Annotated in this window: 26 protein-coding genes and 1 pseudogene; 11 read left to right on the forward strand and 16 right to left on the reverse strand. The window is 76.0% G+C overall.

The genetic code is table 11. From position 1 onward, the window contains the following. Positions 1-105: 105 nt before the first annotated feature. A complete protein-coding gene (locus ACFCX4_RS09625; protein WP_376140152.1) occupies positions 106-1,257 on the reverse strand; it encodes an LAETG motif-containing sortase-dependent surface protein in 1,152 nt (383 codons plus the stop codon). A gap of 361 nt (positions 1,258-1,618) precedes the next feature. On the opposite strand from ACFCX4_RS09625, the gene ACFCX4_RS09630 reads away from it, so the two are divergent. After that, positions 1,619-3,016, forward strand: coding sequence for a geranylgeranyl reductase family protein (locus ACFCX4_RS09630; RefSeq protein WP_376140154.1), 1,398 nt, complete (start codon positions 1,619-1,621; stop codon positions 3,014-3,016). Between the two features lie 196 nt (positions 3,017-3,212). On the opposite strand, the gene ACFCX4_RS09635 is transcribed toward ACFCX4_RS09630, so the two are convergent. Further along, positions 3,213-3,614, reverse strand: a complete 402-nt coding sequence (locus ACFCX4_RS09635; RefSeq protein WP_376140156.1) for a hypothetical protein — start codon at positions 3,612-3,614, stop codon at positions 3,213-3,215. A gap of 464 nt (positions 3,615-4,078) precedes the next feature. Here ACFCX4_RS09635 and ACFCX4_RS09640 point away from each other — a divergent pair, with 464 nt between their 5' ends. Beyond that, positions 4,079-4,753 carry a TNT domain-containing protein gene (locus ACFCX4_RS09640; protein ID WP_376140158.1) on the forward strand — a complete coding sequence of 225 codons (675 nt, stop codon included), beginning with the start codon at positions 4,079-4,081 and terminating at the stop codon, positions 4,751-4,753. A gap of 87 nt (positions 4,754-4,840) precedes the next feature. On the opposite strand, the gene ACFCX4_RS09645 is transcribed toward ACFCX4_RS09640, so the two are convergent. After that, positions 4,841-5,383: a GNAT family N-acetyltransferase gene (locus ACFCX4_RS09645; protein WP_376140160.1), complete on the reverse strand. Its 543-nt coding sequence runs from the start codon at positions 5,381-5,383 to the stop codon at positions 4,841-4,843. A 98-nt stretch (positions 5,384-5,481) separates the two neighbouring features. On the opposite strand from ACFCX4_RS09645, the gene ACFCX4_RS09650 reads away from it, so the two are divergent. The 5 genes from ACFCX4_RS09650 to ACFCX4_RS09670 all read left to right on the forward strand — a co-directional run bounded on the left by ACFCX4_RS09650 (position 5,482) and on the right by ACFCX4_RS09670 (position 8,468). Next, positions 5,482-6,189, forward strand: coding sequence for a GNAT family N-acetyltransferase (locus tag ACFCX4_RS09650; protein WP_376140162.1), 708 nt, complete (start codon positions 5,482-5,484; stop codon positions 6,187-6,189). Positions 6,190-6,351: 162 nt separating this feature from the next. Beyond that, a complete protein-coding gene (locus ACFCX4_RS09655) occupies positions 6,352-6,804 on the forward strand; it encodes a hypothetical protein (protein WP_376140164.1) in 453 nt (150 codons plus the stop codon). 69 nt (positions 6,805-6,873) lie between these two features. Continuing rightward, positions 6,874-7,356 carry a hypothetical protein gene (locus ACFCX4_RS09660; protein WP_376140165.1) on the forward strand — a complete coding sequence of 161 codons (483 nt, stop codon included), beginning with the start codon at positions 6,874-6,876 and terminating at the stop codon, positions 7,354-7,356. After that, on the forward strand, positions 7,356-7,757 hold the full coding sequence (locus tag ACFCX4_RS09665) for a hypothetical protein (RefSeq protein WP_376140167.1): 402 nt from the start codon (positions 7,356-7,358) through the stop codon (positions 7,755-7,757). Before ACFCX4_RS09660 ends, ACFCX4_RS09665 begins: the two co-directional genes overlap by 1 nt. Positions 7,758-7,832: 75 nt before the next feature. Next, positions 7,833-8,468: a DJ-1/PfpI family protein gene (locus ACFCX4_RS09670; protein ID WP_376140169.1), complete on the forward strand. Its 636-nt coding sequence runs from the start codon at positions 7,833-7,835 to the stop codon at positions 8,466-8,468. A 470-nt stretch (positions 8,469-8,938) separates the two neighbouring features. Here ACFCX4_RS09670 and ACFCX4_RS09675 read toward each other — a convergent pair whose 3' ends face one another. The 7 genes from ACFCX4_RS09675 to ACFCX4_RS09705 all read right to left on the reverse strand — a co-directional run bounded on the left by ACFCX4_RS09675 (position 8,939) and on the right by ACFCX4_RS09705 (position 16,265). Then, complete coding sequence (locus tag ACFCX4_RS09675) at positions 8,939-9,976, reverse strand: hypothetical protein (protein ID WP_376140171.1); 1,038 nt, start codon at positions 9,974-9,976, stop codon at positions 8,939-8,941. Positions 9,977-10,068: 92 nt separating this feature from the next. Continuing rightward, positions 10,069-12,012: a non-homologous end-joining DNA ligase gene (gene ligD / locus ACFCX4_RS09680; RefSeq protein WP_376140173.1), complete on the reverse strand. Its 1,944-nt coding sequence runs from the start codon at positions 12,010-12,012 to the stop codon at positions 10,069-10,071. Positions 12,013-12,243: 231 nt separating this feature from the next. Further along, positions 12,244-13,002 carry a TetR/AcrR family transcriptional regulator gene (locus ACFCX4_RS09685; RefSeq protein WP_376140175.1) on the reverse strand — a complete coding sequence of 253 codons (759 nt, stop codon included), beginning with the start codon at positions 13,000-13,002 and terminating at the stop codon, positions 12,244-12,246. Next, entirely contained in the window at positions 12,999-14,147 is a 1,149-nt protein-coding gene (locus ACFCX4_RS09690) for a saccharopine dehydrogenase (RefSeq protein WP_376140177.1), read from the reverse strand. The genes ACFCX4_RS09685 and ACFCX4_RS09690 overlap by 4 nt, the downstream gene beginning before the upstream one ends. A 35-nt stretch (positions 14,148-14,182) precedes the next feature. Further along, entirely contained in the window at positions 14,183-14,656 is a 474-nt protein-coding gene (locus ACFCX4_RS09695) for an MmcQ/YjbR family DNA-binding protein (RefSeq protein WP_376140179.1), read from the reverse strand. 102 nt (positions 14,657-14,758) lie between these two features. Beyond that, a complete protein-coding gene (locus ACFCX4_RS09700; protein ID WP_376140181.1) occupies positions 14,759-15,289 on the reverse strand; it encodes a VOC family protein in 531 nt (176 codons plus the stop codon). A gap of 61 nt (positions 15,290-15,350) precedes the next feature. Beyond that, positions 15,351-16,265 (reverse strand): helix-turn-helix domain-containing protein, encoded by a 915-nt coding sequence (locus tag ACFCX4_RS09705; protein ID WP_376140183.1) that lies wholly within the window; start codon positions 16,263-16,265, stop codon positions 15,351-15,353. 169 nt (positions 16,266-16,434) lie between these two features. On the opposite strand from ACFCX4_RS09705, the gene ACFCX4_RS09710 reads away from it, so the two are divergent. Next, positions 16,435-16,869 carry a CBS domain-containing protein gene (locus ACFCX4_RS09710; protein WP_376140184.1) on the forward strand — a complete coding sequence of 145 codons (435 nt, stop codon included), beginning with the start codon at positions 16,435-16,437 and terminating at the stop codon, positions 16,867-16,869. Between the two features lie 110 nt (positions 16,870-16,979). Here the strand turns inward: ACFCX4_RS09710 and ACFCX4_RS09715 are convergent, their stop codons facing one another. Continuing rightward, complete coding sequence (locus ACFCX4_RS09715; RefSeq protein ID WP_376140186.1) at positions 16,980-18,479, reverse strand: tannase/feruloyl esterase family alpha/beta hydrolase; 1,500 nt, start codon at positions 18,477-18,479, stop codon at positions 16,980-16,982. A gap of 250 nt (positions 18,480-18,729) precedes the next feature. Here ACFCX4_RS09715 and ACFCX4_RS09720 point away from each other — a divergent pair, with 250 nt between their 5' ends. Both ACFCX4_RS09720 and ACFCX4_RS09725 read left to right on the forward strand, forming a co-directional pair. After that, on the forward strand, positions 18,730-20,013 hold the full coding sequence (locus ACFCX4_RS09720; RefSeq protein ID WP_376140188.1) for a sensor histidine kinase: 1,284 nt from the start codon (positions 18,730-18,732) through the stop codon (positions 20,011-20,013). Further along, positions 20,010-20,774, forward strand: a complete 765-nt coding sequence (locus tag ACFCX4_RS09725; protein WP_376140190.1) for a response regulator — start codon at positions 20,010-20,012, stop codon at positions 20,772-20,774. The genes ACFCX4_RS09720 and ACFCX4_RS09725 overlap by 4 nt, the downstream gene beginning before the upstream one ends. Before the next feature lie 123 nt (positions 20,775-20,897). Here the strand turns inward: ACFCX4_RS09725 and ACFCX4_RS09730 are convergent, their stop codons facing one another. The 4 genes and pseudogenes from ACFCX4_RS09730 to ACFCX4_RS09745 form a co-directional block, all read right to left on the reverse strand. Next, positions 20,898-21,038: a hypothetical protein gene (locus ACFCX4_RS09730; protein WP_376140221.1), complete on the reverse strand. Its 141-nt coding sequence runs from the start codon at positions 21,036-21,038 to the stop codon at positions 20,898-20,900. A 52-nt stretch (positions 21,039-21,090) separates the two neighbouring features. Continuing rightward, positions 21,091-21,264: pseudogene (locus ACFCX4_RS09735) on the reverse strand (hypothetical protein); the annotation flags it as partial. Continuing rightward, positions 21,261-21,539, reverse strand: coding sequence for an NPCBM/NEW2 domain-containing protein (locus ACFCX4_RS09740; protein WP_376140192.1), 279 nt, complete (start codon positions 21,537-21,539; stop codon positions 21,261-21,263). The pseudogene ACFCX4_RS09735 and the gene ACFCX4_RS09740, both read right to left, overlap by 4 nt. 513 nt (positions 21,540-22,052) lie before the next feature. Beyond that, positions 22,053-22,862: a DeoR/GlpR family DNA-binding transcription regulator gene (locus ACFCX4_RS09745; protein WP_376140194.1), complete on the reverse strand. Its 810-nt coding sequence runs from the start codon at positions 22,860-22,862 to the stop codon at positions 22,053-22,055. A gap of 248 nt (positions 22,863-23,110) precedes the next feature. On the opposite strand from ACFCX4_RS09745, the gene ACFCX4_RS09750 reads away from it, so the two are divergent. After that, the gene (locus tag ACFCX4_RS09750) at positions 23,111-23,710 is read left to right on the forward strand and encodes a pyridoxamine 5'-phosphate oxidase family protein (RefSeq protein ID WP_376140196.1); all 600 of its coding nucleotides are present in this window, start codon (positions 23,111-23,113) and stop codon (positions 23,708-23,710) included. Positions 23,711-23,896: 186 nt separating this feature from the next. Here ACFCX4_RS09750 and ACFCX4_RS09755 read toward each other — a convergent pair whose 3' ends face one another. Beyond that, positions 23,897-24,289 carry a transglycosylase family protein gene (locus tag ACFCX4_RS09755; RefSeq protein WP_376140197.1) on the reverse strand — a complete coding sequence of 131 codons (393 nt, stop codon included), beginning with the start codon at positions 24,287-24,289 and terminating at the stop codon, positions 23,897-23,899. Between the last annotated feature and the right edge of the window lie 507 nt (positions 24,290-24,796).

Below are 24,796 nucleotides of genomic sequence, written 5' to 3' on the forward strand. Positions count from 1 at the left end.
TCGGGGGTTGGTGGGCGCCCGGGGTGGTGGGGGGGCGGGGGTGGGGGTCTCGCGGGGGGGGCCGGGCCGCGGGCGCCGCGGCCCCCCCCCCCCCCCACGGCCGGCTCAGGAGGAGCGGCGGGTACGGCGGGTGAAGACGACGGCGCCGGCGCCGCCGAGCAGCAGCACCGTTCCGGCGCCCGCCATCAGCAGGGTGCCGTCACTGCTGCCGGTGGACGCGAGGTCCTTGCCGTTCGACGCGGCACCGGCGATCGGGGTGGGCACGCTGACCCGGGTCGGCATGATCAGCGGGTTGGCCGGGTCGACGACGGTGCCGGCCGGGGCGGGGTGCACCGGGACGGTCGCGGTGGGCTTGGGGGCGGGGCCGGCCGGGGTGGGCCCGGGCTCCTGGCCGCCGGGCGTGCCGGGGGCCGACGGGCTCGGCGAACCGGTGGTGCCCGGCGTGGCCGACGGGGTCGTGGAGGGGGTGCCCGACGGCGTGCTGCTCGGCGAGGCGCTGGGCGAGCCGGTGGGGGTGGTGCTCGGTGTGGTGCTCGGTGTGCTGCCGGGAGTCGTGGGCGGCGTCGTCGACGGGGGCGGCGGCACGGGCTGGGTCGGCGTCCGGGTGGGCGTGGTGCTGGGCGTCGGGGTCGTCGTCGCGCTCGGGGTGGCCGTCGGCGTGGTGCCGGGCGAGCCGCTCGGGGTGGCCGGAACCGACTGGGTCGGCGTCGGGGTGGGCGTCGGGGTCGGGGCCGGGGTGGTGCTCGGCGTCGTGCCCGAGCTCGGCGTGGTGCTCGGCCTGCCCGGCTTGGTGGGCGTCGGCGTGGGCGTGCGGACGCCGCAGTCGACCTTGAACACCTTCTGCTTCGGGTTGTTGAGCTTCGGCGGGTTGGCCGGCAGCTTGCCGTTCACCAGCTCCACCGACGACCAGTAGAGCTTGTACTGGCCGTCGGGCAGGTTGATGTCGTCGGTCCGGACGTGGCCCTTGCCGTCCACCGGGATGTCGCCGTAGACGATGGCGTTCTCACGGTCGCCGTGCACCTCGGAGATCAGCCAGACGATGTCCTGGCCCGCGTCGAAGCCGAACGAGTCCAGGTAGAAGGTGCAGACCTTGGGCTCGTTGTTGCGGAGCTCCTCGCCGGTCGAGGCGTCGTGGATCTTGACGGTGCCGTTGTTGCCCTTGGCCGGGGCGGCCTCGGCGGAGGGGGCCGCGAGCAGCAGGGCGGCCACGGCGGGGACGGCGACGAGGGATCTCGCCGCGTGGGAGCGGATGCGCATGGGTGTGTCCATCGGGAACGGGCGGCCCGGCGGGGCCGCACGGCAGGTGGGAGGGAGCCCCTCGGCCGACCGCGGTCGACCACGCTCGGCGAGTGAGAGGGATCAAGTTCCCGCAGCGATTCGGACCCCGCAAGGAGCGTTTGGCCGAAATGCGCTGTACCGGCGTTGATTGTCCGACAAGTCCACCGCAACGATTCGGCCACTCGGATATGACGGGACCGTGTGCGATCCAGGGCCGGTGGTGCCGGGCGTGTCGGCGGTACCCGCGTGTCGGGTTCGGCGGGGCGGTCGTGGTCCATATCGTCTGTGTCCGCCGAATCCGCAGAGTCCGCCGCAGGACCGACACCCGTGGGAGCGCCGCATGCCCGGCCCAGCGCAGCAGTCGTCCACCAGCCCCGCCCACCCGGACCCCGCCGGCCCCTCCGGCCCGGCCGCCGGCGAGCCCGCTGCCGCCGCCGCACCCGCGGCCGACGTGCCCGGGGGCGACGTGGACACGGCCGACGTGATCGTGGTCGGCGCAGGCCCGGCCGGTTCCACCGCCGCCTACCACCTGGCCCGCACCGGGCTGGACGTGCTCCTGCTGGAGAAGTCCGCGTTCCCCCGGGAGAAGGTCTGCGGCGACGGTCTGACCCCCCGGGCCGTGCGGCAGCTGATCGACCTCGGCATCGACGTCTCCGAATCGGCCGGCTGGCTGCACAACCGCGGTCTGCGGCTCGTCGCGGGCGGCCGGCGGGTGGAACTGGACTGGCCGGAACTCGCCGCCTTCCCGGCCTTCGGACTCGTCCGCCGCCGCGCCGACTTCGACGAACTGCTCGCCCGGCGCGCCGCCTCGGCCGGCGCCCGCCTGATCGAACGGGCCAACGTGGCGGGCCCGGTGCTGGACGAGCGGACCGGCCGCATCACCGGTGTCACCGCCAGGCTCGGCGAGGAGCGCCGGCCCGTCACCTACCGCGCGCCCCTGGTCGTCGCCGCCGACGGCAACTCCACCCGGCTCTCCCTGGCGATGAAGCGCTACCGCCGCACCGACCGCGCGATGGGGGTCGCCTACCGCACCTACTTCACCACCCCGCGCCACGAGGACCGCTACCTGGAGGCCTGGCTCGACCTGCGCGACCCCACCGACCGGGCCCGCCGCCTGCTGCCCGGCTACGCCTGGGTGTTCGGCATGGGCGACGGCACCGCCAACGTCGGCCTGGGGGTCGTCGACACCGGTGCGGTGCCCCGCGAGGTGGACTGGCGCGAGCTGCTCCGCCGCTGGTGCGACGACCTCCCCGCCGAGTACGGCTACCGCCCCGAGGGCGTCACCGAGCCCATCCGCGGCTCCGCCCTGCCGATGGGCCTCAACCGCCGCCCGCACTACGCGGACGGCCTGCTGCTGATCGGCGACGCCGGCGGCACGGTCAGCCCCGCCACCGGCGAGGGCATCGCCTACGCGATGGAGTCCGGCCGCTACGCCGCCGAGGCGGTCGTCCAGGCCCACGCCCGCCGCACCGACCGCGGCCGCGACCTCGCCCTGCGCGCCTACCCGCAGGCGCTGCGCTCGGCCTACGACGGCTACTTCGCCCTCGGCCGGCTCGCCGCCTCGGCGATGAGCCGGCCGAGGCTGGTCGGCGCCGCGGGGGCGGCCGGGCTCGGCAACCCTGCCCTGCTGCGGGCCGTGTTCCGGCTGATGGTCAACCTGACCGAGCCCAACTCCCGTGACGCCCTGGACCGTCTGCTGCACGTCCTCGGCCGCCTGGCCCCCAGCGGTCGGGGCTGAGACCCGGCCGCCGGGTGCCGGGGGCCCGCGCCCCCTGACCCCGCGTGCGTCCGGCGCGGCACGCCGGTGGTGCCGCACCGGACTCCTGCGCCCGGCGCGTGACGCGTGCCGGTGCGGTGCGAGCCTCCTCCCGGTGGTGGTGCACCCGTCGTGGTCCGCACCGGGCCGGGGAGCGGTCCCCGGTCCGGGGCCCCGGTCATCGGTCCACCTGGTCGCTGAACCAGGCGCGTCCGTCGGCGGACAGGAACGCCCGGAGGACGAATGCGCCCAGGGCGATGCCGGCCAGGGCCGCGTACGATCCGGTGGCCAGCAGCAGGACACCGCTGGCCACCGAGAGCGCCTCGATCACGGCGACCGTGTTCCTGGTCCAGCCCGCCCGGCGCGAGGCCAGGCCGGCGCAGGTGCCGAGCAGCAGGCCCACCAGCACCGAGGTCATCGCGACGAAGTGCACCAGCGGGAGTTCGCCGTTCCGATCCCGGCCGAGGGCCGCGAGCAGCACGAGGCCGGAGAAGCCGCTGAGCGTGGCGTGGACCCACACGCAGACGACCGCCCGCCGGACCGACGCCGGCATCCGCCGCGCGGTGCACTGGTCCGTCATCGCTGACCACCCCCGGTCGTCGAGCGGCCCGGTGGCCGGGCCGTACCGGCGAGGATCGGGCCGGGCCGATGGGCTGTCAATGGAACGGATGCGCTGGACGGTGGCGCCGTCGCGGTCCGGCCTGGTCGGGTCGGCCGCCGCGGTCCGAGGTTGGGGGCGTGACCCTCCAGTCTGCGCGCCCCCGATGTCCTGCGTGCGCGGGTTGGCCGAAACCGGAGGATCTTTCGCTGCTGCGGGCGCCCGAAGTTGACGCGGAGTCAGATGATCCGATTGCCTGGTGCCGGGTCGGACACGGAGGGTGACGGATCCCGCCCCGCCCCGGGCACGCCGGAACGGCGGACGGCCGGGCCTCCGTCCGATCGTGACTTCACCTCACCGTGCCTCCACCCCACCGTGCCGCCGCCACGGCGGCCACGGCCGGCCCAACCACGCAACCGACGCCACCACCTCACGACGGAGACAACGTGCGCCTTCGCCTGTTCGCCGTACCGCTCGCCGCGGTCGTCGCCCTGCTCGCCCCGAGCACCCCGGCCCTCGCGGCGGCGGCCGCTCCGCCCGCGGCCGCGGCCCCGGTCGGCGTCCCGTCCGCCGAGTGCTCCACGGCGGACCACCTGGGCGACCCCCGGCTCGGCCCGGCCGACCTGCCCGTCACCGGCCCGGTCGGCCGCCAGCTGACCGGCTACCGGCGGACCGGCGGCCTCGGCGAGGAGAAGTTCCTCGCCACCTACTACAGCCCCACCGCCAACAACGGCAGCCCCGGCTGGATCTACCCGCCGGCCAACGGCTACGTCACCCTGCCCGACGGCACCCCGGTCGAGTTCGAGATCACCCTCTACCCCAACCAGCGGATCGACCGCTACGGCAGTGAGTACGGCTCGTTCCTCGCCCCCGAGGGCCTGCCCTACGCCAGCCGGTCGATCCCGCCGCAGAGCCTCGACAGCAACCCGGCCGCCGGCTGCAACTACCACGACTACAAGGTGCTGAAGCCGTTCCGGGTGCACGCCGGCCCGATCGCGCCCTGGTTCGGCCAGCCCGGCCACGGCCTCCAGTACCAGCTGGACGCCGCGCTCGTCCCGAACGGCCCCGCGCGCCTCAACGTGCTCTGGCTCGTCGACAACGGCTACCTCGCCCGGATCTGACGCCCCGCCGTCCGGCCCGGCCCGGGGTCCCCGCCGGCCCCGGGCCGGGCTCCGGCCGCGGACGGTCGGCGGGGGTGGGGGCGGGGGTCACCAGAGGTCGCCGTCGCGCCAGTCGCACACCAGCCGCCCGTCGAGGTCCGGGGCCACCGCGCCCGGCGAGGCGGACGGCAGCACGAACACCCCGCCCTCCTCGTCCGGCGTCGGCGCCGGACCGTGCGGCGTCAGCGCGGCGAGCGGACCGCGCCACGCCTGCCAGCCGCGTGCCGAGTAGAACGCCGCCGCGTCGTCGGCCGCGCACAGCGCGCCCAGCTCGTAGGCGTCCCGGATCACCCACTCCAGCGCGGTCATCAGCGCGGCGCCGTGGCCGCGCCCGCGCCGGTCCGCGCGCACCACGACGTTCTCGACGTACCCGGTGCGCAGCGCCCGTCCGGCGTGCAGCAGCCGCCGCTGCACCACCGAGGCGTGGCCGATGAGCACGTCGTTCTCGATCACCAGTGCGTGCACTCCGCCGAGGCCGTGCTCCCAGCCCTCGTCGCTCAGGTCGCCGAACGCCTCGGCCGACAGCGCCCGGGCCGCCTCCCGGGTCGCGGCGTCCAGCGCATGGGTGTGGGCGGTGACGAGTTCGGTCATGGCCCGATCGTGGCACGGCCGGCCGGCGGGGCCGAACGGTTTTCGGCGGGGCGGAAATCCGGTTGTCCGCGGAGGTGGGCGGCGGGTAGGAAGATCGAATGAGTATCGCGCCGTCCGCCGTTTCCGCAGTCTCCGCCGCTTCTGCCGTTCCTGTTGCCTCCGCCGTCCCGCCCGCCGCGCGGCAGGCCGCCGACGACCGGGTGTTCGTCCCGGCCACGCTCGATCTGGGGGACGTCGTGCTGCGTCCGTGGCAGCCCGGTCTGGAGGTCCGGGGCGGTGCCGCGGCGAGCCTGGTCGCGCTCGCGGCCGACCCGGACATCGCGCTCTGGAACCCGCTGCGCGCCGGGGACCGGACACAGGCCGAGGCCACTCTCGAACGCTGGGCCACCGGCTGGGAGAACGGCACCGTGGCCTGCTTCGCGATCCTGGCCGCCGCCGACGCCGGACTGCTCGGCCTCGTCGCCCTGCGCTGGACCGACCGCGCCGACGGGCTCGCCATGGTCGGCTACTCGCTGCTGCCCGCCGCCCGCGGCCGGGGCATCGCCACCCGGGCCACCCGGGCGGTCTCCCGCTGGGGCTTCGCCACCGCTGCCGTGCGGCGCCTGGAACTCGCCCACGCGGACGGCAACCGCGCCTCGTGCCGGGTGGCCGAACGCTGCGGCTTCCCCCTTGAGGGCACCCTGCGCGCCTCCCACCGGTTCGGCGACGGCCGGTACCACGACGAGCACCTGCACGCCCGGCTGGCCACCGATGCCGATGCCGGCGGCGAGCCCGAGGCCGGCGGCGGGACCGGTGGCGCGGCCTGACCGACCGGCGGCGTCGGTGGGACCGGCGCCGGCGGGACCCGGGGAGCCGCTTGCCCGGTCGGGTGTTCGCCCGGGCCGGTCGGTGCGCCGGGCGGTGGCGGGGGTGCGGGCCTAACCTGGAAGGGCGCGCCGGTACGTGGTGCGGAACGGGAACGGTGGGCCATGACGGTCGTCTCGACAGCACTCTTCGGGGCCGATTGGCGTGCCGCGTCACCCGGTTCCGCCGAGTTGCCGCGCGAGTGCGCCGCCCGGGGCTGGACGGTGGTCCTGACCGCCCCCGGCCCGGCCGGGGCCCCCGCGCTCACCGTGAACGACCCCGGCCACGACCCGCTCCGGGCCGCGCTCGACCTCGTGGACGGCGTGCCCGCGCACGCCGTGTTCGTCGCCGGGAGCGTGTCCGAGGTCCGGGCGGCGTGCCGGGCCGGGGTGCCCTGCGTCGCCGTCCTCGGCGCCGGCGCCACCGTGCCCGGGCTGCGCGCGGCGGGCGCCGTCGAGGTGCACCCGGACGCCGCGGCCCTGTTGCGTGTGCTGGACGACAGCCTGCTCGCCCGCCCCAGGGCGTTCGGCGACCGCCGTCCGGCCGCTCCGACCGCGTTCGCCGGCCGGAGCGGCTAACCCACACCCCGCCGGGCAGCCGCCCGGACACGGAGGACACCGTCACCGGAAGTGCCGGAGGTGACCGATATGGACGGGCCCGCGCTGAGCGGACGGGAGCGGCGGCTCCTGGCCGAGATCGAGGGCGATCTGCGCCGCGACACCCGCCTCGACCGGCGGTTGAGCACCATGGGTGCCAGACCCCGGAACAGACTGGCCGACGCGCTGCGAGGCCTCGGCCGCCGGGTGCCGAGCGGTGTGCTGATGACGGCCCTGGTGATGTCGGCGGTCTGCCTCAGCATCGCCGTGCGCAAGCCCACCGCGGCCGTGGCGGTCGCCTCGGCCGTGATCTGGGTCGGCAGCGTCGCCCTCGCGTCCGCCGTCGCGGCCCTGCTGCGCCGTCGTCGGCGTCGCCGCGGGGAGCCGGTGGACGGCCTGCCCGACGACGGTCACCGGGAACACCGCGGCGGCTGGTGGCAGGGGGAGCCGACGGACGGCGGCGGCGGGCGCGAGCAGGCCCGCGACCGTCAGGAGCGCCGGGAACGCCGCCCCTGGGACCACCCGGAGGCGTGATGACCACCGAACTGTGGGAGTACCGCCCGGGCTCCCACCACGCCGCCGACCTGACGCTGGTCGGCTACGAGGTCGAGGCGACCGACGGCCCGCTCGGTCACGTCGACCAGGACGCCGGGGACCACCTGCTGGTGGACACCCGGCCGTGGGTGCCCGGAGCGCCCGTCCTGGTCCCGGTGGGGCTGGTCGCCCGGATCGACCACCTGGAGCTGGTCGTCCACCTCGACTGCCCGCGCGCCCGGGTGCGCTCGGCCCCGCCGTCCGCGGCCCTCGACCGGGGCGATCGCGGCGGCCGGGGCGGGCGGCGCGGCCCGGGGCTCTCCCCGGCGGGCCGGGCGGCCCTGGACGCGCACTACGTGCGTGGTGCGGGAGACGTGTCCGGCGCGGGTCGCGCCGGCTGAGCCGGCCCGGGACCCGCCCTCGGACCTCGCCCTCGGACCCGCCCACGGACCCGCCCACGGAAACGGATGTGCCGGATGCCGTTCACCGTCCTCACCGGTCGCACGGTCGCGTTCCTGGCCGCCCCGCACGGCGTCCAGCAGGACGAACTGACCACCCCCTGGCAGGGCGTCGCCGAGGCCGGCGGCACACCCCGGCTGGTGTCCACCCGGCCCGGGCACCTGCAGGCGTTCCGCCACCTGGACCGGGCCGACACCTTCCCCGTCGACGAGGTGGCCGCCGGGGCGGACCCGGCCGCGTACGACGCGCTGGTGCTGCCGGGCGGTGTCGCCAACCCCGACGAGCTGCGGCTGGACCGGGCCGCCGTCGCCTTCGTGCACCGGCTGGCCGCGGCGGGCCGCCCGGTCGGGGTGATCTCCCACGGCGCGTGGACCCTGATCGAGGCGGACGCCGTACGGGGCCGGACGCTCACCTCGTGGCCGAGCGTCCGCACCGACCTGGTCAACGCCGGTGCCGCCTGGGTGGACGAGCCGGTCCACGTCTGCCGGGACGGTCCCGGGGTACTGGTCTCCGCCCGCGGGCCCGCCGAACTACCGGTCTTCACCGAGACGCTGGTGACGGAGTTCGCGCACACCCGGCCGGTCCGGGGCCCGCGCCCGCCCTGGCCCGTCGCCCACGAGGCCGCCCCCTCACGTCATGCCCCGGGGGAGTAGCGCCGTCCTCCGCCCCCGACCGGTGGCGGTGCCGTCGGCGCGTGCCGGGCCGTCCCGGAGCCCTGGTCCCAGGCCGACGGGCGCACCGGGCGACCGGGCAGGACCCGCACGTGTTCACCGGAGTGCCGCGCACCTGTCCGGCGGCACGGCCGTTCGGCAGGTGCGGGAGCACCACGGGGCGGATGGCGTGTTCGACCGTGCCGATCGCCGCACCGTCCCTGCCGGCCGACGGATCGCCCCGCTGCCCGGACGGCGGCTGTGAGCGGTGGCAGCGCCGTCCTCCGAGTCCCGGTGGGGTTTGCGTCCGCTTCGCCGCCTCCGGCCCGTCCGCTGGTCGATTCCGGCAGTCCGGCAGGCCTCCCTGTGTTGCTGTGGCGCTGGTGCGTGAGCCGGGATCGCGCCGCCCGTTCCCGGGGCGGCTTCCGCGGGCCCCGAGACGTCCGGTCGGGTCGTTGGGCGGCCGGGGCGGGTCAGCCGAGGAAGTGGTGGACCGGTGCGAGGGTGACCGGCAGTTCGTCGCTCACGTCGACGGTGAAGAGGTAGGTGACCGGGGCGCGCCGGTCGTCGGCCGGGTCGAGGAAGCGGGCCATCACGTCCTGGCAGTCCGAGCCCGCCCGGCAGTGCGGGCTCCTCGCGACGGTGATCGTGTCGAGCGCGTAGAGGCCGGGCCCGGCGGTGCGGTCGTCGGGCCCGGCGGGCAGCAGGTCGGCGGAGAGCAGGCCGTCGCCGGCCAGGCCGCCGGTCAGGAAGGCTTCCGTCACGGCGAGGTTGAGCGCCCGCTCGGCGGCGCTCCGTCCGGGGTTGCGGAGGTGCACGTACACCCGGTCGAGCAGGGCGCGGACGTCCGCGACCACCCGGTCGGGGTCCGGGGTGCGCCCGCGCCGGACGAGGCCCCTTCCGACGGTGGCCGCGGCGTCGGCGATCAGCGGGGCCTCGGCCCAGGAGGCGAGCCCGGTGGAGCCGACCTCCAGGACCGGCACGAGCCGCCCGGAGGAGAGGCGGGCGGCGCGGTCGGTCAGCCGGCCGGGCACCGAGAGCCGGGTGGTGCGGCCCGGGTCGTCCGCGGGCAGTGAGCCGCCGAGCAGCGCCTCGCGCAGCGCCCGGTGAACGGGGTGCACCGGCGGGGCGGCGGCGATCCGGCGCAGCAGCGCGAGCCGTTCCCGCTCGCTGCCGTCCGCCGCGGTGGCGAGGGCCGGACCGCCCCAGTCCATGCCGGCGGCGGGTTCCGCCTCCAGGACGTAGCACGGGCTGCCTCCGACGGTGAGCGTCCAGGTCAGCCCGGCGGAGGCCCACGGGGTGCGGACGAGGTGGTCGTGCAGTTGGTGGGCGTCCCCCGGGTCCGGTGGCGGCGCGCCGGGGTGCGTCGGCATCTGCCGGCGGAAGCCGTCGCGGTGGGCCTCGGAGCGGAAGTCGACCCCGATCCGGCCGACGGCGTAGACGTGGACGGGGGCCGGATCGGGGCCGGTCGGGGCGTGGTCCGCCCCGGCGGGGGGCTGGGTGCTGTTCACGGCGCTGCCTTCTTCCTCCGGTGGGTCCGCCCGGTTTGTTCGGGTCGTCCTCGTGCGCCCGCGCGCCCCTGCGCGTCCTCGGCCGCGCGGGTTCAGTCGCCGCGCAGCCGGACGAACAGGGCGACCGGGGGCCGTCCGGTCACCGTGACCTCGGCGCGCAGCGGGGGGCGGAGCGGGCGGACGGCGCCGTACTGCGGATCGTGGACCGGGGCGCCGAGCCGTCCGGTCGCCGCCTCCGCCACCTGCCCGGCCTGGGACGGCGACAGCGGCGGGGAGGAGAGCAGCACCCGGCCGTCGTCCAGCTCCAGGACCACCGCCCGGGGCCGGGAGGCCGGACCGGTCACGGCCCGGACGGTCGCGTCCACCGTGTCGCCGCGCCGGTACTTCACCCAGACCCGCCCGGCGCCGCGTGCCCGGTACGGCGAGCCGGCCGCCTTGCAGACGAGGCCCTCCACCCCGGTGTCGGCGAGCCGTTCCATCCAGGTCAGCGCCTCGGCCCGGTCGGTGGTCGCCAGCACCGCCTGGACCGGGGGCGGGACGTCGGCCAGCGCGGCCAGCAGCAGCCGCCGCCGGTCGGCCAGCGGCAGTCCCCGGACGTCCCGGCCGGGCAGGGCGAGCACGTCGAAGGCGATCAGCCCGAGCGCCACGTCCTCGGAGGCCCGGGCCGGCCGGGCGCGCAGCAGTTCCTCGAAGGCGAACCGTCCGCCGCGCCACGCGACCAGCTCGGCGTCCAGCACGAGTCCGGCCGGCAGCCGGGCGACGGCGGCGGCGATCGGCGGGAACTCGGCCGCGAGGTCGCGCCCGGAGCGGGACTGCAGGAACGGCGGGCGCTCCGGCCCCCGGGCGAAGGCCACGCAGCGGAAGCCGTCCAGCTTGAGCTCGTACACCACGCCCGAGCCGCCGAGGCCGTCCGGCAGCGGGACGGCGGTCACCGCGGCCGGGCGCATCACCTCCAGCGGTGGCTCCAGCACCAGGGGGGTTCGGGCTCGGGGCGGCTTTCGGGAGGCCGTCCCGGGGGTGGCTGCGGGGGACGGCGCGGGTGGGGCCTCGGGTGCGGGCCCGGGTCCGGCTGCGGGGTCGGGTTCGGGGTCACGTGCGGGTGCGCGTGCGGGTTCGGGTGCGCGTCGGGTGCGGGACGGGCGGGTGGTGGCCGCCCCGGGCAGCGGCCGGGCGCGCGCCGGGTCGAGGAGGGGAGCCAGCAGGTCGCCCCGGGCCTCCACCCGCCCCGGGACGTCGGCGATCGTGAACACCAGCTCCTCCGCGGACCCGGCCCCGTCCAGCTCCGCCCAGGTCAGCGGCGTCGACACCGTCGGCCGCTCCTGCGCCCGCACCGTGTACGGCCCGGCGGTGGTCTTCTTCGCGGCGTTCTGCGACCAGTCGACCAGCACCCGGCCGGTCCGGCGGGCCTTCGCCATCGTGTGCACGACGAGGTCCGGGCGGGACGCCTCCAGCTCCGCGGCCAGCTCCTTCGCGTAGGCGGACACCCGGGTGCTCGGCGTCGGTTCCAACGGCACCAGCAGGTGCAGGCCCTTTCCGCCGGAGGTCTTCACCCAGGCCTCCAGCTCGTCCGCCGCGAGCCGTTCCCGCAGCATCCCGGCGACCGTGCGGCAGGTGAGCACCGTCGCGCCGGTGCCGGGGTCGAGGTCCAGCACCAGCCGGTCGGCCAGCCCCGGTGCGGCCGCGTGCCACTGCGGCACGTGGAGTTCCAGACAGCCGAGGTTCACGAGTGCGAGCAGGGCCGCGCCGTCCTCCAGCACCACCTGGCGCAGCTCTCCGCTGTTGCTCGGAACCTCGACCGTCCGCACCCAGCGGGGCGTCCCGGGCGGCGGGTTCTTGGCGATGAACACCTCCGCCGCCACGCCGTCCGGGCTGCGCAGGAAGGACACCGGGCGGTCGTTCAGGTGCGGAAGCAGGGCGGTGTGGACGGCGGCGTAGTAGCGCAGGACGTCGCCCTTGAGGGTGCCGGTCCGCGGGTAGTACACCTTGTCCAGATGCGAGAGCGCGAGGGTGCGCCCGTCGACCACCATCTGCGGCATCGCCGCCTCCGAGGCTGCGCGCGTCCCGGCGCGGCCGGGTCCGTTGCGGCCAGTCTGCCCGCGCCGGCGGCGTGACGCGAGCCGCGGTCGCCGGCCGCCGGCCGCCTGTCCTGCTCCGCCGGCCGCTGTCCGCCGGGGCAGCCCTCCGCCGGGGCAGCCGTCCGCGGGGCGCTGTCCGGTGGGCTGTCCGTCGCTCGTCGGCCCGGGCGACGGCCCGGGCGACGGTCGGTGTCACGCGCCGAGCAGGTCCAGTGCGGTGCGGACCAGGGTGTCGTCGGTGGCCGGTTCGCGTTCGCCCGCGACGCCGGAGCGGAACAGCGAGGCACCCTCGATCAGCATGATGAACACCCCGGCCCGGGCCTGCTGCGCGGCCTCCGGCAGATCGGGCCGGCGCCGGGCGAGGAAGGCGGCCACCTGGTCCCGGTAGTCGCCGTAGAACCCGCGCACGGCGCCCGCGACGGCGGCGTCCCGGGCGGCGAGCGCCCACACCTCGGCGAAGAGCCGTACCAGCCGGGCGTCCTCCTGGTCGGCCAGCAGCGCGGTGACCACCTCCCCGGCGTGGTCGGTCCGCTCGCTGCCCTCCGGGGGCGTGAGGAGCGGTGCCAGCCGCTCGGCCGACCGCCGCAGTACCCGGTCCAGTACGGCCGCCACCAGGTCCGCGTGGGTGGGGAAGTAGTACTGGAGGTGGCCCAGCCGGACCCCGGCCGCGGCTGCGACGGCCCGCATCGTCAGCTCCGGCCCGCCCTCGGCGACCAGCACCCCCTCGGCGGCGTCCAGCAGAGCCTCCCGCCGCTCCACCCCCTTCCGCCCCCGGGCCCGCCCCGAGGGGGCGCCGGCGCTCCCGGCGGCCCCGGCGGCCTTGGACACCCCGGCGGCCTCGGCGGCCTTGGCGGCCGGTGAGGGCGCCGGCGGGGTGGGCGGCGAGGGGGGCGCCGTGTCGGCGGGCGGGGGTGTCGGGGGCGGGGCTTCGTCGTCCGGTGCGGTGCTCATGCGGCAGCATCCAAGCCGGGAGCGGGCCGGATGTCGACCGTGACACCGAGGGCGGCGAGGTCGGACAGGGTCCGGTCGGGGTGGGGCGTCTGCTCCGGGAAGGAGACACCGGCCGGTGCCGCCGCCGAACCGTCGGTGCCCAGGGCGCGGCGGAGCGCGAGCAGGCCGCCGACGGCGGTGAGGTGGGCCTGGCCGGCACGGTCCTCGACGACCGCGGCGAGGGTGCGGCCGCGGTGCGAGACGTCGACCCGCAGGAGCGCGGTGCCGCCGTCGCCCGGGGAGTAGAGCATGGCGCGGCGGGTGGACTGCCAGCGGTCGCCCCGGCCCCAGCGGAAGAAGCCGGTGTGCTTGGCGGCCAGCAGGGCCCGGGTGCTGAGCGCGGAGCTGAAGCCGATCCGGGTGGTGGCGGTGCCGCTCCCGAGGGTGAGCGGCAGGGTGAACTGCTCGGGCGTGTCGATCCGGGCGACCCGGGTGGCGTGGGCACCGATCCGGACGGTGCCCGCGTCGCTGAGCGGGGCCACCGTGTGCCGGCTGCCCTCGCGGATCACCTCGTAGTCCAGCCCCAGCCGGTCCATGAACTCGACCGAGTCCGCGCCGGCCCGGTCGGCGAGGTCCCAGCGGATGGCGGTCTCGACCCGGTCCGCTCCGCCGAGCCGCTCCGCCAGTGCGGCGGCGACCAGGCTGACGACCCCGCCCATCCAGGCGGAGGAGAGCAGTACCGGCGCGGCGGGGCGCAGCAGCGCGGCCACGGTGGCGGCCCGCTGGAGCCGGACCGTCCAGCGGGTGACATCGGCGTACGGCACCGCGCCCAGGGCGGCGGCGCGCAGCACCCGGTCGTCCGGGTCGTTGACCACGCCGACGACGGCGCTGACGGCGGCGGTGAACGGCGCGGGGTCGGCGAGGTCCCAGCGGCGCACGGCGGCGTGCGGGGCTCCGCCGAGTTCGCGGACGAGGGGTGCGCCCCGCTCCTCGGACCGGCCGGTGAGCAGGACGGGGTGCTCGGCCGCCACCAGGCGGGCGAGTTCGGCGCCGACGGTGCCGTAGCCGCCGACCAGCAGGACCGGTCCCTGCGGGTCGTGGGTGAGGGCGTCGGGTGAGGGGGTGTTGACGGAGGTGTTCGGAGAGGTGTTCGTGGAGGTGGTCATGGAACAAAAATAGGTCACTCGACCTAAAAGTTTTGTCAGTGCGTCCGCTTCTGTCGGCGCGCCGGGCCGGTCACCAGGGCGTGGGCGTCCGAGACGAGGTCCTCGACCCGCTCCCAGAGCGGCGGCGCCACGTCCAGGCGGACGCCGATCCAGCCCCGGTGGCCGACGTACGGCGGGCGGAAGAACCGCTCCGGCTCCTCTGTCACCAGGAACTCCTGCGCCCCGGCCGCTGCCGGGCACCAGAACGCGAGGCGGTCGTCGTGGTGGTGGTCGGCGAGCATGACGAACACCCGCGCCCGGCGGCCGGCGCCCGCGAACCATGTCGGCTCGCCGTGGCTGACCCGCTCCTCGACCCCGGGCAGCGCCAGGCAGACGGCCCGCAGCCGCTCGACGGCCGCCGGTCCGTCGTGGGCCCGGTCGGCGACCGGGGCCGCGGGCGGCAGACCGTGGTGGGCCGGTCCGTCGTGGGCCGGTCCGTCAGGTGCGGGGCCGAGGGGTGTCCGGTCCACCGGCACCTGGCCAACGGGGGACGGTCCGTCGGCTTCCGGGTCGTCGCCCGGTGCGGTGGTGGCCGGTGCGGTGGTGGCCGGTCGGCCCCCGGGGCGCACGGCTCAGCCCGCCGACGGGCGCGGCGCGCCCGGGTAACTGCCGAAGTACCAGTGATTGCCCTCCGGGTCGGTCGCGGCGAAGTCGCGCGAGCCGTAGTCGGTGTCGAACGGAGCGGTGGTGATCCGGGCGCCCGCGGCGACGGCCCGCGCGTGCACGGCGTCCGGGTCCGCCGTGACCACGTAGGCGGTGAACGTCCCGGGCCCGCCCGGCCACGGCTCGCCGCCCTCGGGCGTCGGCCGGTCCGAGCCGAGCATCACACCGCCGCCCTCCGGCCAGGCCAGCTCGGCATGGGCCACGAACCCGCCCTCGCCGTAGGCGACGACCTCCTCGAAACCGAACGCCTCCGAAAGGAAGTCGATCAGTGCGCGGGCGTCGCGGGCCCGCAGGCTCGGCCAGACCTGCGGGGCGGGCGTCGCGCCGCCGGGTGTTCCGGTAGCACCGGTGGTGTTGCCGACGGCAGCGGAATCAGTGGCGGCGGTGGCGGAATCAGTGGCTGAATCAGTGGTGGGATCGGTGCTGCTGTCGGTGTCCATGACGGGTTTCTCCCTCGTCTCGTGGCGACCGGCTCCGGAAGGGGACCGGACCGGCCCGTCGTCATGCCTCCCACTCTGGCGCGGGCCCGGTGGCCCCGCCTTGGACGTTTCGGAACTTCGCCGCGCCCGGCCCCTCCTCGGCGAGCCACACGCTCGGCGCGCACCCTGCCAGCGCGCGGAACTCCCGGGCCAGGTGGGCCTGGTCGGCGTAGCCGCAGCGCGCCGCGAGCTCGGCCAGCCGGACCACCGGACCGGCCGGGGCCAGCGACCGGCGGGCCCGGTCGAACCGGATCACCCGGGCGGCCGCCTTCGGGGTGAGGCCGGTCTCCTGCCGGAACCGGTTCAGCAGGTGGCGCTCGCTCCAGCCGGTCTCCCGGGCGAGCTCCGCCACCGGCAGTGCCCCGCCGCTGCGCCTGAGCGCGGACCAGGCCCGGGCGACCTCCGGTGGAACCCGGCCGGACGGTCGGGCCAGCCGTAGCAGCGCGCCGTCCAGCGCCGCGAACCGCTCGGGCCAGCTCCGCGCCTCCCGCACCGCCTCCTGGAGGTGGGCGGCCGCGGTGCCGAGCACGGCCTCCGCCGGGACGTCCAGCCCGGACAGCTCCCCGGCCGGCAGTCCGAACAGGGCCCGGGCCGCCAGCGGGTGGACGGCGAGCTGGATGCCGGACTGCCGGCCGTCGTGGCTGATCAGCGCCGGCGCCGTGTGCAGACCGCCGAGCAGGGTGGCGTAGTCGCCCGGCGGCTGGGTCCGGTCCGGGTGGCCGGCCAAGGTGAGCGGTTCGTCCAGGGTCAGGATGAACGTCAGGTACGGGGACGGCAGGCCCCGGTGCAGGGCGGGTCGCAGACCACGCTGCCGGTAGCCGGAGTACCAGGCCACGTACGGCCGCAGCGCCGTCGCGGGCCGCACCCGGACCGCCTCGTCGACCGTGCCGTGAGCGGGCGCCACCTTGCCGGGCACCCCGGCGAACTCCTCCGTCACGCCACCAGTATCGGCCCGCCCGCGTGCCCGGGCACGGGCCTGCCCGGCACCCCGGTGGTGACCGCGGGTAGCCCCGGACGGGATGGGCTCGCGGACCGTCGGCGGCGTGCGTAGGGTGGGCCCATCGGACCATCCGGTGCTCGGGGGGAGACCCTGAGGAGGAGTCCCAGTGACTACTGCCCGAGACATCATGCACGCCGGCGCCGAGTGCATCCGCGCCGACCAGAACCTCGCCGACGCCGCCCGGATGATGCGCGACATGAGCGTCGGTGCCCTCCCGATCTGCGGCCCCGACCAGAAGCTGAAGGGCATCATCACCGACCGCGACATCATCGTCCGATGTATCGCGGAGGGACGTGACCCGGCCGGCATGAAGGCGATGGAGCTGGCCGGCCACCTGCACTGCGTCCGTGCCGAGGACGACATCGACACCGTGCTCCAGAAGATGGAGCAGCACCAGATCCGCCGCATCCCGGTCATCGACGGCGACCGGCTGGTCGGCATGATCAGCGAGGCCGACCTGGCGATGGGCCACCGCCAGGGCCAGCACCTGACGGACCAGCAGATCATCGACTTCATGGACAGCGTCTACATGAAGCGGTGACGCCGCGCGCCCGCCGCGGGGGCCCTCGTGCCGCGCCGCGCGAGGGTCCCCGACGGCTGGGTCCGCGTTCACGCCCTCCCCCGGGCCCGCCCCGTGGTGGGCGCCCGGGTTCAGAGCGAGCAGCCGGTCAGCGCCGCTGGCTGGTCCGGGGTGCCGCTCCGCGGAGGCTCCGCCCCGTGCCGGGTCCAGTCGACCAGGGCGTCGAAGGCCGCGGTGAAACAGGGCCGCATCGGCCGGACCAGCTCCGGGGCCACCGCGGCCAGGCCGTCGGTGTGCGTTCCCCCGGCTATTCGGTAGTACCGGTGGAACCGGTCCAGGCCGGCCCCGGAGACCATCCGGTCGTAGACGTCCCCGCTGCGGCTGATCGGCAACTGCACGTCCAGGGTGCCCTGCAGACTGATCAGCGGCCGCTGGATCCGCCCGGTCAGCGAGACCCGGCCGACCGCGTCGTGGACGCTCCGCGGCCGCGCGGCGTAGTCGTAGTCGGTGTCGCAGCCCGGACCCGTCCCCTCGGGGCAGAACGGGGTGCCGGCCTCCGCCGCGCCGTCGTACTCCGGGTCCAGCTCCTCGCGCACGATCCTCTGGAGGGTGTCCCACTGGGTGCGGTAGCTCGCCTCCCAGAGCGGTTCGGAACCCGCCGGGAACCCGGCCGCGTGCATCGCGTCGAGGGCGCCCGGCTCGCCCTTCACGACGCGCGGGTAGGCTCGCAGCGCGGGCGGCAGGTCGTTGAGCAGGTTCGGTGCGTCGCGGGTCAGCAGCAGGCCGTTCCAGTCGATTCCACCGGTGTACAGCCCGGGGTGGTGCTCCAGCTGCCAGCGCACCAGGTACCCTGCGGCCGAGAGCCCGGCCGCGTAGGTGGCGGACGGCGCCCGGCCGTACCGCTGGGCGGCCACCGCCTGCGCCGCGACGGTCAGTTGGGTGACCCTGCGGTGCCACTCCAGGATCGCGTCACCGGGGCGGTCGCCGTCCCGGTAGAGCTGCGGGCCGGTGTTGCCCTTGTCGGTGGCGGCGTAGGCGAAGCCCCGGGCGAGCACCTGGTCGGCGATGATCCTGTCGTTGGCGTACTGGCGGCGGACCCCCGGCGGACCGGCGACCACCAGGCCGCCGTTCCAGTCCCACGGCAGCCGGATCACGAACTGGCTGTCGTGCGCCCAGCCGTTGTTGCCGTTGGTGGTCGAGCTGTCGGGGAAGTAGCCGTCGAGCTGGACCCCGGGCACGCCCGACGGCGTGGCCGCGCCGGGGGCGTCGAGACCGGCCCAGTCCTCCGGGTTGGTGCGCCCGGCGGGGACCGTCCCGGCGGTGGTCAGATCCTCCAGGCAGGTGGTGAGCAGCCGTTCGGCGCCGGGCACCCGCAGCTTCCCGGCCCGGCAGGCCGCGCCGCCCCGGGCGCCGGTGGGGTCGGCGGCGGCATCGGCGGCGGCGCTGCCCGCGGTCGGCAGCAGCGTGGCCGCGACGAGTACGGGGACCAGGGCGGCTAGGGCCCGGCCGGGCCGGCGGAGGACGGAGGTCGGGGCGGGAGTGGGAACGGGCCTCCGCACGGGCATCGGCGTGGGCTTCCGCACGGACTTGTTCACGGACTTGTTCACGGACCTGGTCACGGGCTTGCGCATGGGCGGGACTCCTGGGGTCGGTCGGTGGTCACCGGGGCCGGAGCGGCGGGCTCCGGAGCCGATGCTGAAGACGCTAGAGGTCGGCCGCGGGGGCCAAGAAGTGCCGATCTGCACATGTTCGCGGGGTCCCACCCCTGACCCCCCATGACCTTTGGCCAGTCTTTCGACCCGGTGGGGGAGGCCGCCGGAAATCCGGGTACAGTCCCCGGCGGTGATCGGGGTCGGCCCGGTCGGTACCGGGGGAGGACGGATGGAACAGCGTGCCGTGCGGTGGACCCCGCCCGTGCTCTACGTGGTGGTGCTGGCCGGTGGTTTCGCCTACGCGGCGGTCGGCGCGGGGGAGTTCGGCGGCGCCCGGCTCACCGTCTTCGCCGGGGGGCTGCTGGCCCTGCTCGCGCTGGAGGCGCCGGGGCCCGGCCGGGAGCCGGCCGCGCGGCTGCCCGCCGGAGCGCTGCTGGCCGTGCGGGTGGTGCTGTTCGCGGCCGTCGCGGCGGTGGACGGCTCCGGGGTGTCGCGGGCGCTGTTCGTGCTGGTGCCGTTCACCGCGTACCTGGCCTTCGGCCGGCGGACCGCACTCGTCTGCGCCGGCGGGTGCGCGGGGCTGCTGACGGTCGGCCTCACCGTCCTGGTGCCGCGGTGGTGGCTGCGCCCGGAGTACGTGTCGGACGTGCTGATGTTCGGCCTCGCGCTGGCACTGGCCCTGACGACGGCCGGCGTCGCGGTCCGCGAGCAGGAGGCGCGGGCACGGCTGGAGGAGTCGCACGAGCGGCTGGCCCGCTACGCGACGCGGGTCGCCGAGCTGTCCACCGCCGAGGAGCGCAACCGGGTCGCCCGGGAGATCCACGACAGTCTCGGCCACCACCTCACCGCCGTCGGCGTGCAGTTGGAGAAGGCCGAGGCGTTCCGCACCCTGGATCCGGAGGCCTCGGCGCGGGCAATCGGGGACGCCCGGTGGTCGGCCGGCCGGGCGCTGACGGAGGTCCGGGAGTCCGTGCGCGCGCTGCGCGAGGTGCGGCCGTTCTCGCTGACCCGATCGGTCACCGAACTCGTCCGGCACCTGGGCGACGACCGGCTGACGGTGGAGCTGACGGTCACGGGCGAGGAGTCCGGCCACGACGCCGGGGCACTCGCCGCCCTCTACCGCGCCGCGCAGGAGGCGCTCACCAACGCCCGCCGGCACGGCGGGGCCACCAGGGTGGAGGTCCGGCTGGCGCTGGACGGTCCGGCCGCCCGACTGACCGTCACCGACAACGGAAGGGGCTTCGCCCGGGGCGCCGAACCGGGCCACGGCATACGCGGCATGCGGGAGCGGGTGGCGCTGCTCGGCGGCCGGGTGGACATCCGGGGAGGCGGGCGCGGTGCCTCCGGAGGAGTGGCCGTCACGGTGACGGTGCCCCGCCGGGCGCCCGCCGGGGCACCGTCACCCGATCCGGCCGAGGCCCCGGGAACGGCCCCGGTACCGGCCGCCCCGCCGAGGACTGTCACCGTCACCGGGATCAGCGGCGGCACCCTCGACGGAACGGTGGCCGGGTGAGTACCGGGACCGAGGTCCGGGTGCTGGTGGCGGACGACCAGGACCTCGTCCGGGAGGGCATCGCCTCGCTGCTCGGCATCCAGCCGGGCATCGCGGTGGTGGCCACGGCGGCCGACGGCGCCTCGGCCGTGACGGCCGCTGTCGAGCACCGGCCCGACGTCGCGCTGCTGGACGTCCGGATGCCGGGGACGGACGGCATCGAGGCCGCCCGGGCGCTGGCGCGGGAGGTCCCGTCCTGCCGGGTCGTCATGCTGACCACCTTCGACGACCGGGCGTACGTGGCCGGGGCGCTACGCGCAGGCGCGGTCGGTTACCTCCTCAAGAACCTGCCCTCCGCCGAACTGGCGCGTGCCGTCCGGCTGGTGCACGCCGGAGTCGCGCAGCTGGACGCAGCGATCGTCGGCCGGCTGGCCGCCGACCTCCCCGACCCGTCCCCGACGCCCGCCCTCCCGCCCCCGGCGGAGGCCGCGGCCCCGGCGCACCCACCGAGCCCGATCCCACCGAACCCGATCCCACCGAACCCGATCCCACCGACCGCGGCGCACCCACCGCGACCGTCGCCCCTGTCGTCCCCGCTGAGCGACCGGGAGACCGAGGTGCTCCGCCTGGTGGCCACCGGTTCGACCAACCGGGAGATCGCCGGCCGCCTCCACCTGAGCGAAGGGACCGTCAAGAACCACATCTCCCGAATCCTGAGCCGCCTCCACCTTCGCGACCGCACCCAGGCCGCCCTCTACGCCCGCGACCGCGGCCTGCTGTGACCCCCCTTCAGGTCACTGCCCCTACCACCCACCGTCCCCGCCCACCGGGCGCCGCGCCGACAGCCCCGCAGAGCTCTCGGCACCGCGCCCGCGGTCGGGATCAGCCACCGCGGCCTGCGGCGGTCAGCAGCTGAGCGCCGGAGCGGCCCGGTCGCCGGGGTCGCTGTTGGTGCCGTCGACGCCGTCCGTCACGACGGGCCGCAGCTCGTCGGCCCCGGTCGGCCCCGCCGTCAGGTGCCTGACCCCGGAGGCGGTGGTGAGCACCCCCGCTGTCGGCGACCTTGGTGTCGTCGGCGAAGACCTGGAAGGAGACCGAACCGCGACCCTGTGTCTCGGCGTCGACGCCCACGCCGGTGTTCGGCGTGGAGCAGGCACCGCCGGAGCAGTGGACGATCTCGCCGAACGCGTTGACGCCCGGTCCCTTCGGGCAGCCGGCGCTCCCGACGGTGATGGTGCCGGCGTCACGGGCCCGGCCGCCGCCGTTGCTCATGTCCCGCTCGACCGGTCCCAGCTGTTGTCCGCGGCGGCCCCGTCGAGGTCGGACAGCGGGTACGTCCCGGCGGTCGGGCCGCTGCCGCTGCCGCGGGCGACCCGGACGTTCGCCCGGTCGGCGTGGTCCCGGCCGGTGCTGTCGCTACCGTCGGTGACCACCAGCCGCCGCTCCTGGGCGCCGACGAAGCGGGCGCTGAGCCGCCTCGCCGCGTCCCGGTGGTTGTGCGGCCTGCTGTCGGCGGCTTTCGCGCCGTCCTTGCAGACCTGGAGCACCCCGGGCCGTTGCCGTACGCGTCGTCGTCGATACCGGCGCGGGCCGGCCGGTCTCCGGCAGCGATGGTCTGGAACTCAGGCGGTCACCGCCGTCGCGCCCGGTGGCTGCGCCCTCAAGGGCGGGAAGGGCGGGAAGGGCGAGGAGGGGGATCGGCGAAACGAGACCCTGTCGGCCGTCGCACTCCTCGGGGCCCTGGAGAACGGCCTCACCGTCCAGGGCGTCAACTCCGTCGTGCAGAAAACCGCCCAGGGCCTGCCCCTGGTGGTCGCAGTGGTGATCCGGCAGACCAGCACCGGTGAGCGCGCGGTGGGCCCGCCGGGCTGACGGCGCGTCCGCCCCGCACGGCGGGCGGGCCCGACGGTCAAGGCCACGGCGGAGTCACGGGGGCGCGGCCGAACCCGGGACCGCGTCCGCCCCGGGATGCCCGGCCGCCTCCGGTCCAGCCAGGCCCCGTCCAGCCAGGCCCCGTTCAGCCCGGCCCCGTCCGGTCCCGTCCGCCCGTCGCCCGGGGGTCAGGCCGACGGGACCGGGGCGACGACGAGTTCCCCGACGGACTCCGCCAGGGCGGTGCGGGCCTGTGCGCCGAGTGCCGAGTCGGTGACGAACACGTCGATCTCGTCGAGCGCGGCGAACCCGCTGAGGGCGACCACCCCCCACTTGGTGTGGTCGGCCACCACGGCCACCCGCCGCGCGGAGGCGACGAGGGCCCGGTTGGTCTGCGCCTCGGCGAGGTTGGGCGTGGTAAGCCCGGCCCTTTCGGAGACTCCGTGCGCCCCCAGGATCAGCAGGTCGACGTGGAGGGAACGGACGGCCTGGTCGGCCAGCGGGCCGACCAGCGCGGCCGACGGGGTCGGCGAGCCGCCGGTCAGCAGGAGCGTGGGCGCGCCCGCCCCCGATTCGTCGCCGGTCGAACGGATCAGCTCCGCGACCGGCAGCGAGTTGGTGACGACGGTCAGCCGCGGGACGTGCAGCAGCCGGGCGGCGACCGCGTAGGCCGTGGTGCCGGCCGCCACCGCGACCACGCTGCCCGGCTCGACCAGGGTGGCCGCGGTCTCCGCCACGGCGGCCTTCGCGGCGGACTCCAGGCCCGACTTCGCCTCGAACCCCGGCTCGTCGATCGCGGTGCCCGAGGCCGCGACGGCCCCGCCGTGCACCTTCTTCAGGACACCCGAGCGTTCCAGGGCGTCGAGGTCGCGGCGCACGGTCATGTCCGACACGCCGAGCTGGTCGACCAGCTCGGCGACCCGCACCGCTCCGCTGCGGCGGACCGTCTCGGCGATCATCGCCTGCCGCTGATGGGCCAGCAGCCCGTTGTCCGCCAAGGCCCCACTCCCTCGCACACCACCACGCCGTCGGGACCGGCTGGTCCGCGAGCCCGCCAAGGATACTGTCCGGCCCGACCCGGCCGACTTCCCGGCCGACTCCGCGGGCAGGACCGGCCAGGACCGGGCAGGACCGGGCAGGACCCGGCAGGAGACCCGGCAGGACCGGGCGGGCCGCGAGGAGGGACGGCGTCCCGGATGCCGAAAGCCCTCTCCTCCGTCCGGGCGTTCGGGTACAGAATCACCTCATGGGAAAGACGTACGAGAAGATCGACGACCGCTTGCGCGCGTTCATCGAGGCCCAGCCCGTCTTCTTCGTGGCGACCGCACCGCTCGCCGCCGACGGCCACGTGAACCTCTCGCCCAAGGGCCGCTCGGGGACGCTCGCGGTCCTCGACGAACTCACCCTCGCCTATCTGGACTTCGGCGGATCGGGAGCGGAGACGGTGGCCCACGTCCGGGAGAACGGGCGGATCACCCTGATGTGGTGCGCCTTCGACGGACCGCCGAAGATCCTGCGGGTGCACGGCCAGGGGGAGGCGGTGTTCCGGGACGACCCGCGCTTCGCCGGGCTGCTCGCCCGGTTCGATCCGGCGGTGGACGGCCCCTCGCTGCGCGCGATCGTCCTGGTGGGGGCGGAACGGGTCAGTGACTCCTGCGGCTACGCCGTCCCGCTCATGGACTACCGGGAGGACCGGGACCTGCACGCGCAGTACTTCGGCCGGAAGACGGAGGAGGAGTACAACGACTACTGCGAGCGGAAGCCGTACATAGCCAGCAGCCTGGACGGCCTGCCCGCGATCCCGCTGCCGCTGCCCGCCCGGCCTGCCCCGGTCCCGGCCCCGTAGTAACGGAAGCGCGTCGCAGGAGGGGACGCACGGGAGGGGACGCACGGGAGGGGCGTCGCGGGAAGGGTGGCGCGGAACGCACGACGCCGCTGGACACCGGACCGGCCCTCGACGGGCCCGGCCGGGTGCAGCGGCGTTGTCGTGCTCCCCCGGGGAGGGGGAGACGGGGGTACTGCGGGGTCGGTCCTACTTGGTCAGACCGGCCTTGACGGAGCAGACCGGCCAGGCGCCGGGGCCCTGCGCGGCGAGGACCTTCTCGCCGACGGCGATCTGCTGGTCCTTGGTGGCCTGGTGCGCCTGCGGGGCGTACGCGGTGCCACCGAAGGCGGCCCAGGTGCTGGAGGTGAACTGCAGGCCGCCGTAGAAGCCGTTGCCGGAGTTGATGGCCCAGTTGCCGGTCGCCTCGCAGGCGGCGACCTTGTCCCAGACGGAGGCCGGCGCGGCGGAGGCACCCGTGGCCGTGACGAGGCCGGCAACCGGCAGGGCGGTGAGCGCCCCGGCCATCAGAGCCATCCGGACGCGGTTGCGACGCTTGGTGGCGGTGGTGGTGGCAGCGGCGGTCTCGTTACGGAAGGTCATGGGTTTCCTTTCGGAGGGGGTCTGCGAGCGCGCGGAACCAGACCCTCGGAAGGCCGTCGGTTTCGGGGACACGTCACTCGCGTGGTTCGGCACCGTTTCCGCTCCGGGCGGTGAGGCCCTGGTGAGCGGCTTGCTCGGTGCAACGAGTTCGAAGTTACGGGGGTTGCCGCGGCAGTTTCAAGGAATCGCAGGTTTAGCCACGTCAGAGGGGGGTTACCCGGCGTAAGGATCAAGGAAATGGGCTGATTTGAAGGCAAATGTCCCGATTTTCAAGATCAAACATCCGGGGAAAGTGGCCTGCGCCACACGGCGGGTGCTGTGAGGCCGCGCACACGGTCGACGGCGAGTGACGGTCCGCCGCCCGCCCGTGCACGAAACGGGGCCGTGCGGGGGCCGGCGCCGGCCGGCCGGGTGGCCCCGGCCACAGCCCTCACCCGTCGTGCCGGGTGTCGTCACCCACCGTGTCCGGAATAGCCTCTGATCATGAGCAACGAGAGCGATGCGGCG

The organism is Kitasatospora sp. NPDC056327, from assembly GCF_042261735.1.
In the GTDB taxonomy this organism is placed as follows: domain Bacteria; phylum Actinomycetota; class Actinomycetes; order Streptomycetales; family Streptomycetaceae; genus Kitasatospora.